At 41.4% G+C, this 8,867-nt stretch carries 6 protein-coding genes; 2 read left to right on the top strand and 4 right to left on the bottom strand.

Features of this window, described 5'->3' with window-relative positions:
* The first annotated feature begins 857 nt into the window (after positions 1–857).
* Positions 858–1,136, top strand: a complete 279-nt coding sequence (locus AX660_RS02285) for a hypothetical protein (RefSeq protein WP_068371868.1) — start codon at positions 858–860, stop codon at positions 1,134–1,136.
* A 144-nt stretch (positions 1,137–1,280) separates the two neighbouring features.
* Here the strand turns inward: AX660_RS02285 and AX660_RS02280 are convergent, their stop codons facing one another.
* Positions 1,281–1,568 (bottom strand): hypothetical protein, encoded by a 288-nt coding sequence (locus AX660_RS02280; protein ID WP_068371866.1) that lies wholly within the window; start codon positions 1,566–1,568, stop codon positions 1,281–1,283.
* A 370-nt stretch (positions 1,569–1,938) separates the two neighbouring features.
* On the opposite strand from AX660_RS02280, the gene AX660_RS02275 reads away from it, so the two are divergent.
* Positions 1,939–4,548, top strand: coding sequence for a bifunctional diguanylate cyclase/phosphodiesterase (locus tag AX660_RS02275; protein ID WP_068371863.1), 2,610 nt, complete (start codon positions 1,939–1,941; stop codon positions 4,546–4,548).
* 44 nt (positions 4,549–4,592) lie between these two features.
* Here AX660_RS02275 and rlmD read toward each other — a convergent pair whose 3' ends face one another.
* From rlmD to sohB, 3 genes are all read right to left on the bottom strand, one after another.
* Positions 4,593–5,912, bottom strand: coding sequence for a 23S rRNA (uracil(1939)-C(5))-methyltransferase RlmD (gene rlmD / locus AX660_RS02270; protein ID WP_082768699.1), 1,320 nt, complete (start codon positions 5,910–5,912; stop codon positions 4,593–4,595).
* Between the two features lie 75 nt (positions 5,913–5,987).
* Complete coding sequence (gene thiI, locus AX660_RS02265; protein ID WP_068371857.1) at positions 5,988–7,442, bottom strand: tRNA uracil 4-sulfurtransferase ThiI; 1,455 nt, start codon at positions 7,440–7,442, stop codon at positions 5,988–5,990.
* A gap of 394 nt (positions 7,443–7,836) precedes the next feature.
* Positions 7,837–8,859, bottom strand: coding sequence for a protease SohB (gene sohB / locus AX660_RS02260; protein WP_068371854.1), 1,023 nt, complete (start codon positions 8,857–8,859; stop codon positions 7,837–7,839).
* Positions 8,860–8,867 lie beyond the last annotated feature (8 nt).

Genomic DNA, 8,867 nt, shown 5'->3' with positions numbered 1-8,867 from the left:
AAAACCAACCCCGCCAATGCGGTTGGGTAAACGAGGGATCTTCAGCTACGCAGTAGCGCCCCGAGTGAACGGCAAGACATGGATGTCTTGACTGGAGGAAGATCATCATGGACGTGTTTCTGACTCTCTAAATTCGAAGAACAATTAAAGCTCTATTCATTCCGCAATTTTTATCAGATGTTTCAGCTACGCAGTAGCGCCCGAGTGAACGGCTGGACATGGAGGTCTTGACTGGAGGAAGATCATCATGGACGTGTTTCTGACTCTCTAAATTCGAAGAACAATTAAAGCTTTATTCATTCCGCAATTTTTATCAGATGTTTCAGCTACACATTAGCGCCCGGAGTGAACGGCCTCACTTGGATGTGAGGACTGGGTTCCGATCATCAGAGAAGTGTTTGTATATAACTCAATTCGAATAACAGCTTTGGGCGTTAGTATACAAATTGTCTGTGCCTTCTACTCCGCTCAAAGCAAACCTGAATAAAACGAATCACCCAACTTTTCTTGCTTTAATTTGCTGCATATAAAAACAGGTGTAATTATATTTTGTGAAAAAACTCAATTTTTCTTCCTATTAAATAAATTTATTAGGTCTCACTATGTTTTTCAGAAAATCGCTGTTATTAATTTAATTATGGAAAATATTTTTGACATGGTTTTTAATAGGAAGCGCAAAAAGTCTCGTTAAAGTCAGGCTCCTTTTGTTTTTTAGATCTGCCGCAGATTTGGCTAATTTGAAGTAATAAATACGTAATAAAATCATAAGGCAAGCACTGAAAATGACGAAAAATAATCAAACAGAGCAGTTACAAATAAGCTTTGCTCGTTAATAAGCATTAGGTTTAAGGAAAGTTATGCGTACTATTCTTGTTTTAGTTGGTTCTCTATTCTTTATAGGTTGCTCATCTGTTAGTAATGTGATGCCTGTAGGTAAAGATACTTATCGAGTTAGCTCTGAAATGAGTGGTCAATTTCCTAGTTGGTCAGATGTAAAAGGATTATCTCTATCCAAAGCTAATGAGTTTTGCAAAGCTAAAGGCATGTACATGAAGGAAGGTGATTGGGAAACTCATGGTGCTAGAGGTTGGACTCCGTTAAATGCAGAGCTTACTTTTACCTGTGTTGCTGAGTGACTTTAAGCCTAATCTGGTAGCCGGAGGTATCTAGCCTCCTGCCTCCACAACACCCTGCATGCGGCTCCGCACACGACTGCAAGGCAAAAAGTCAATCTTCGTTTTAATTAGCTACGACCACTTTTTATTGAGATTAAAATTCCATTAGCTTTTCTCTGATTTGGCAATAACTTCTCCACCCAACAATCCTGCAACCATACCCAAAATTAATTCAAAAGCATGTAGCAGCATCGTGTGGATTTGCGCAAGTTGCTCAAAAAAAGCGGTACCAATGGCAAACGCAAGCAATATTATCAACAGCCCTGCAGCGACGAGCAAACGTTTAATATTAAACGTAAATGCCTTATCACTGGTGTCATTCAATGTTTTGACTTGTTCGCTTTGTGACGCTGAACTTGGCACTCTTTTATGCGCTGTACTGGTAATGAACATGGCTTTATCCTCCATTTATTTAGTGAAAATCACTGTAGTACTCAGTGTAATTCAAACTAAAAAATTAGAGTGTTTTATTGCGATTTATTTAGGCCGAAATACTTAAGCTAGTTTGTTCGGTTTTTTTCACTGAATATCAAACATCATATCCATTAGGAAGATCATGTCATTTAAATTGGACAGTTTTCGGATATTCCAGAATACTACAAATTGCAAAATTTCAGGATTGGTTGTAGGGTTGAAATGCAATCAGTGGTAGTCATAAGTGAGAGTAATATGCCAATTTACTTATCCTTCGCCTTGTTAATCCTTATAAGGACATAGGTATTTTGATTTACCTCTTGCATTATCTAACAAGGAACTAGATAAGATGACGTCTGAGCAAAATTTACATACAAACACGTTAACGTCATTTGCCGAAAATGCTAACGTAAATGAGATGTACCTTAGGGCAGTTTTTAACAACATGGGCGATCCAATATTCGTTAAAGATCAAGATTGTCGGCTGCTCCTTGTCAATGATGCCTTTTGTTCAATTTTTAGTTTACCCAGAGAAGAAATAATAGGTAAAACCCTTGCCGAAAAAGTACCAGCTAGTGAAAGAGAGCATTTTTTAGCCATCGATTTACAAGTATTAAAAGAAGGGAATGAAATTTTATGCGAAGAGACGCTAACCACTAACGGCCAGCAAACCAAGAACATTCTAACCAGAAAAAACCGCTTTATCGATGCCTATGGCAACTATTTTCTGGTCGGAGTAATTCACGATATCACCCAACGCAAACAAACTGAACAACGCGAAAAATCCCGCACTAAAATATTAGAACTCATTACCAGTGGTGAACCCTTAAACCATATTCTGGCAGCCATTGTAGGAGCTGTTGAACAAGAAAACCCAAACATGTTATGCAGTATTTTGTTATTGGATGATGCTGGTAAACACCTGTTAAGCAGCACCGCATCCAGTCTTCCTGGTTTTTACACTGAAGCGATTCATGGTATCGAGATTGGCTTAGGGGTTGGCTCTTGTGGCACTGCTGCGTATACAAACAAACGAGTTATTGTGGATGATATTCAAAACCATCCTTACTGGGCACCTTATAAAGAATTGGCTCAAAGCGCAGGATTAGGCTCATGTTGGTCAGAACCAATACGCTCAGTTAGCGGAAAAGTTCTTGGTACTTTTGCCATTTACCATCACAAAGTTAACCACCCAAGCGCCGCGGATCTTGCAGTGATCGAGCAAACCGCAAGTTTAGCCAGCATCGCCATTGAAAAAAAACAAGCCCAAGAAAAGTTAACACGTGCAGCAAGTGTATTTACCCATGCCCATGAAGGCATCATGCTGACCGATGCGAATTCCAATATTATTGAAGTCAATGCTAGTTTTAGTCGCATGACAGGTTACTCAGAAGCAGAAGTACTCGGTAAAAACCCAAGATTGCTTCAATCAAAGCGCCAAAGCCCTGAATTTTATGTCGAAATGTGGGATACCATATTAACCCATGGTTACTGGCGTGGTGAAATTTGGAATCGTCGTAAAAATGGCGAATTATATGCAGAAATGCTGACTATCAGCGCAGTAAAAAATTCGGCTGGTGTCGTGCAGCATTACGTTTCGTTAAGTACTGATATAACCCCGATGAAACACTATCAGAGCCAACTCGAACGGATCGCCCATTACGATACCTTAACTAATCTGCCTAATCGTGAATTACTGGCTGATCGCCTCAGTCAAGCTATGGCGCAATGTCAACGCCACCAACTATCTTTGGCTGTGGCCTTTATGGACTTAGATGGCTTTAAAGCGGTTAACGACAACCACGGTCATGATGTAGGAGACGAGTTACTAATTGCCGTATCACAACGTATGAAAGAAGCCTTACGTGAAGGGGATACCTTGGCACGTATTGGCGGTGATGAATTTATTGCCATTATAGTTGACATAGATAAATTTGAGGATAGCGAGCTGGTACTAAAACGCCTGTTAAAAGCGGCTCAAGACCCTATCCTTCTTGGTGAAACACGATTACAAGTTTCAGCGAGTATTGGTGTTACTCTGTATCCTCAAGACGGCGTCAATGCTGAACAACTCATGCGCCACGCTGACCAAGCCATGTATGTTGCTAAACAAGCGGGTAAAAACTGTTATCACTTGTTTGATACTGCAAAAGACAGCGCAATACATTCTCACCGCAAAAATATTGACGATATATATTCAGCATTAGCACTAGATCAATTTGTATTACATTACCAACCTAAGGTAAACATGCATTCTGGCGCGGTGATAGGTGTCGAAGCCTTAATTCGTTGGCAGCATCCAGTCAGAGGCTTAGTCCCGCCTTTAGCGTTTTTACCCGTGATTGAAGAGCACGTAGTGAGTCTTGAATTAGGTGAATGGGTCATAGATACGGCGTTAACACAAATTAAACAATGGCGATTGATAGGTTTGAATCTACCTATTAGTGTCAACATCAGCGCCTATCAATTACAGCAAACTAACTTTACAACCCGTCTTGCTGCTTTGTTAGCCGCTCATCCTGAGGTGCCGGCAAATTTTTTAGAATTGGAAATACTCGAAAGCAGTGCATTACACGATACTAACCAAGTATCTGAAACGATGACGGCATGTCACCAGCTTGGTGTCAGTTTTGCGCTAGATGACTTTGGCACGGGCTACTCATCACTGACCTACTTAAAACGTCTACCTGCTCACTTGATTAAAATCGATCAGAGCTTTGTACGGGATATGTTAGAGGATGCCGATGATTTAGCCATCGTCAAAGGTGTTGTTGGCTTAGCAAAAGCATTCCAACGTCAGGTCATTGCGGAAGGTGTAGAAACGCCCAAACATGGAAAAGCACTATTACAACTTGGTTGTGAATTGGCTCAAGGTTATGGGATCGCTCGCCCCATGCCAGGTAATGAAATTGTTCAATGGATAACAACGTGGAAAACAGCTGGTTCTTGGTTGGAATAAAGTGGCAGTACCCTAAACTGCTAGGCATTTTTTACTTCTTACCATTACTTGATTTGATATTCCAACAACATCATAGTTTCGACGTGTGAAGTTTGTGGAAACATGTCCATAACGGTTACGCGTAGCACTTTAAAGCCTTTATTTCCCAGATATTCCGCATCACGCGCCAACGTGGCTGCATCACAAGATACATAGAGTATTTGTTGGGGTTTTAGTGCTATCAGGGTATCTAAAAATTCCTTTGCACCAGCTCTGGGCGGATCAAGTAAGACCTTAGTGATACCACGTTGAGTAAATTCATTGGCAACTGGTTTAGTTAAGTCAGCGGCAATAAAGCTGAGGTTATTGAGCTTATTAAGTTGAGCATTTTTTCGACCGGCAGCAACCATGCTGTCTTGCACCTCGACACCGATCACTTGTTTGGCTCGTTTAGCCAAGGGCAGCGAAAAATTCCCTACCCCGCAAAATAGGTCGAGTACCACATCTTGTTTACATGGTGCCAACCATTCCATGGCCTGTGCCACCATCAACTCATTCATGCTGGCATTAACCTGAATAAAATCCTGAGGATGATAAGCCAAAGTTAAACCATCAAGCTGATAATGACGCAATTCGGTTTCAGCTACTTGAGCTTGATTTTCGCCGGGATGTTGCCAATACAGTGCGACTTGTTGAGTTAGCGCCCATTGTTGCCAACTCGATTTTAGCTCAGTACTAATGTCATGAGTTAAACGCAGCAACACAGCAGTACCTTGGCTATCTTCTAATAATTCAATATGACCTAAGCATGGAGCCAACTCATTACTGCTCAAACGCTGTTTTAAATGACTAAAAACCTGCTGCAATGACTCCGTCAGCACCATACAGTTATTAATCGAGATTATATGTTTAGAGGCTTTGGCGCGAAAGCCCATAAAAAGCTGACCGTCTTTAACAAATACCGCAATGCGCGCACGGCGACGATAAGCAAAACCTTGCTCTTTCAATTCACTGATTGCATGATCACCAAGTACTTTACGTAACTGACCTTGTAACCAGTGTTTTTTAGCGGCGAGTTGTTGTGGCTCAGATAAATGCTGAAAACTACACCCACCACACTCGGCATAATGCGGACAAGGCGGAGTGATGCGATGTGGGCTAGCTTCGATGATCTGAGTCACTATCGCTTGATCAAAACGACTACCAGCTTTGCTCACTCTGGCTTCTACCAACTCCCCTGGTAATGCCCCTTGGATAAAAGTGACTTTGCCATCCAGGCGAGCAACCCCATTGGCTTCATGAGTTATCCCATCAACGTAGAAACGTTGTGGAAGCCCTAAAACTTGCGGTTTGGCCTGACGGCCTTGTGGTCTTCTATTTCTCAATGACAATTCTCATTATTGGCACAAGTGCTAGTTTTTTTACTTATCATAACATCGCCTTATGCGCTTAATTCTGGTTTATGGCCGGTATACCTGCACTTTGTCATAACCCTGTTCGTGTAACAACAAGGCTTGAAGCTGGCTCATGACCCCACGATCACAATACAAAAAATATTTTTTATCGGTATCCAATAATGGAAACTGCGAAGCCAATTTAAAAAATGGAATATGCATCACAGTGACATTTGGCAACAGCAAGGGTTTTTCATCTTGCTCATCCGGCGAGCGAATATCGAGTACGATACTGTCCACAGGCAATACATCAACACTGGCTACCACCTGGGTTTCTTGCTCAGTTTCTTCTGCGATAGTGCGAATATCACGCATTTTAGCCAGCATGATCGCTCTTTCTAGTAGATTGAAGTCGAGTTTACTTTCTTCTTCTTCTATTTTACTGAGATCGGCTTTTATGGTCGGTTTATTGGATATTACTCCGCAATACTCGGGCATTATTTTGGCAAACTCTTCGGTACCTATATGTTTTGCCGCATCAATAATTTCGAGTTTATCCATACAGATCAAAGGCCGCAGGATGAGTTTGTCTGTAGCTCTATCAATGACACTTAAGTTGGTCAAGGTTTGACTCGACACTTGGCCTAAACTTTCACCCGTGACCAAAGCACAAATATCCAGTTTATCGGCGACGAGGGAGGCCGCTCTGACCATCATGCGTTTGAGCACCACCCCCATCTGGCTGTTTTCAACATTTTCGAGGATATCAGCTACGATCGGTGCAAAATCTACAGCAACAAATTTAACACGGTGAGATTCACTGTATCGTTTCCACAGATAATAACTAACTTGTTTCACCCCAATCTCATGTTCACGGCCACCCAAATTAAAAAAGCAATAGTGAGTGCGGGCACCGCGGCGGATCATCTGATAAGTTGCCACTCCCGAATCGTAACCACCTGATATCAGAGATAAAACGTCTTCTTGACTGGGCAAAGGCATGCCACCTAAACATTTAATCCGCCAATGGCTTTGGATCAGTTTATCGCCATCCACTTCAAACTCGATAGTTACATCAGGATTTTTAAGTTTAACCCCTGCACTGTCGCAGTTTTGGTTAAGATAACCACCAACGTAACGAGAGGCCTCTAAGGATGAAAATGGGTGACTACCGCGACGTTTAGCTCTGACAACAAAACTTTTCCCAACTAAAACTGCCTGCCATGACGCTTTCACTTGCCGACAAATATCATCTAGGTCACTGAATGTACTTTCTTGTACCAGTAAAATTTGATCAATTCCGGGTATGCGTTGTAATAACTCAATAATTTGCTCTTGTTTGTCTTGGGCTGAAGGATTAACCAGCAACAATAATTTGTCCCATGACGAGCGTACTTCTACCGATAAATGATTGCGTTTAAATATCAGACGTATATTGCCTTCGAGTAAACGGGTAAAACGCTTACGCACGTTGCGGCTTTTGATGATAATTTCTGGATGTAGTCTGATAATAAACTTCATAGGTCTAAAACTCATTTGAACGAGGAATAAATAAAGGCGCGGATTATAACGGGCTGTCTAGTTAATGCAAATTAGCCCCCATTGATTACACAACTTTGACGGCATTCTTTTATAACAAAGAAGGGCGACAAGATATTCGGGGCTAACGTCCCCTCCTACAAAAGACAACCCCCCACCCTCTGTAGGAGAGCCTTCAGGCGTAAACACCCTGTACTGGTTTTTGTGTCATTGGATTTACACTGAGGCTGTGAATGAGTACAGCTAAAAAACGAACAATTTCAAGGATATATACCCAAACAACCTGAAGATGCAGGATTCAGGTTGTTTGGGTATATATAAAAAATCCGCTGATAGACAGCGGATTTTCGAAATACAACAATGAGCAAAAAATAAGTTATTTACCGGCTTTTTGCTGAAAATCCCATAATTTCATCGTGATAGATTCAAACATAGTACTGGCAGCTAAACCTAAACGTTCAGCCACATTCTTTTTGATTGCGTACTTAACTATGAAGATCTTTTTAGTTTCATTGGCTTGTAATAAGTAGTCATCAGACGTTTGAATAGCATCAACCAAACCTAACTCTAAGGCTTTACTGCCATACCAATATTCGCCTGTTGCTACTTTCGCTATTTCCAATGCCGGACGATGTTCATGCACAAAACCTTTAAACATCTGATGCACTTCTTCCAATTCTTCGCGGAATTTTTCACGGCCTTGATCGTTGTTTTCACCAAACATGGTAAGGGTACGTTTGAATTCACCGGCAGTGTGTTGTTCCCACTCAATATTGCTCTTTTTCAATAGCTTATTAAAATTGGGTAATTGTGCAATAACGCCAATTGAACCGATAATGGCAAATTTAGCCGCCAATACATGGTCAGCCACACAAGCCATCATATACCCCCCACTAGCAGCTACCTTATCTACTGCCACAGTGAGTTTGATGTTTTTGTCCCGTAAACGTTGCAATTGCGAAGCAGCCAAACCATAACCATGCACGACTCCGCCACCACTTTCTAAACGTATGAGTACTTCGTCTTCTGCTTTGGCAACGGTTAAGATAGCGGTGATTTCTTCGCGCAATGAATCAACCTCATGGGCATCCATTGAGCCTTTAAAATCAACCACAAACAGTTGACCCGCGGGTTTGTCTTCTGCGGTTTTCTTTTGTTGTTTAGCGGCTTTCTTTTGCTCTTTAGTAAATTTTTTTAACTGCTCTTTGCTTAACAACATGCTGCGAGAGTAGTTAGCCAAGTCTTCTAATTTTTCTGACAAAGAACTAATTTCTAAGTGTCCTTTACCGGATTTTTGTTTACTCACTAGACCTATAATGCCGCCTAAGGCGAGTAAAATCGCCACAACAATAGTGATTGCTTGAGCGAGAAACAGCCCATATTCGTATAAAAATTCCAAATGCTCTT

The sequence above is a fragment of the Paraglaciecola hydrolytica genome (genome assembly GCF_001565895.1).
Classification (GTDB): Bacteria; Pseudomonadota; Gammaproteobacteria; order Enterobacterales; family Alteromonadaceae; genus Paraglaciecola; species Paraglaciecola hydrolytica.
This window is presented reverse-complemented; position numbering and strand designations above follow the sequence as displayed.

Coding starts and splice junctions, on each gene's coding strand:
- AX660_RS02285 (WP_068371868.1), top strand. CDS start 858: ATGCGTACTATTCTTGTTTTAGTTGGTTCTCTATTCTTTATAGGTTGC.
- AX660_RS02280 (WP_068371866.1), bottom strand. CDS start 1,568: ATGTTCATTACCAGTACAGCGCATAAAAGAGTGCCAAGTTCAGCGTCA.
- AX660_RS02275 (WP_068371863.1), top strand. CDS start 1,939: ATGACGTCTGAGCAAAATTTACATACAAACACGTTAACGTCATTTGCC.
- thiI (WP_068371857.1), bottom strand. CDS start 7,442: ATGAAGTTTATTATCAGACTACATCCAGAAATTATCATCAAAAGCCGC.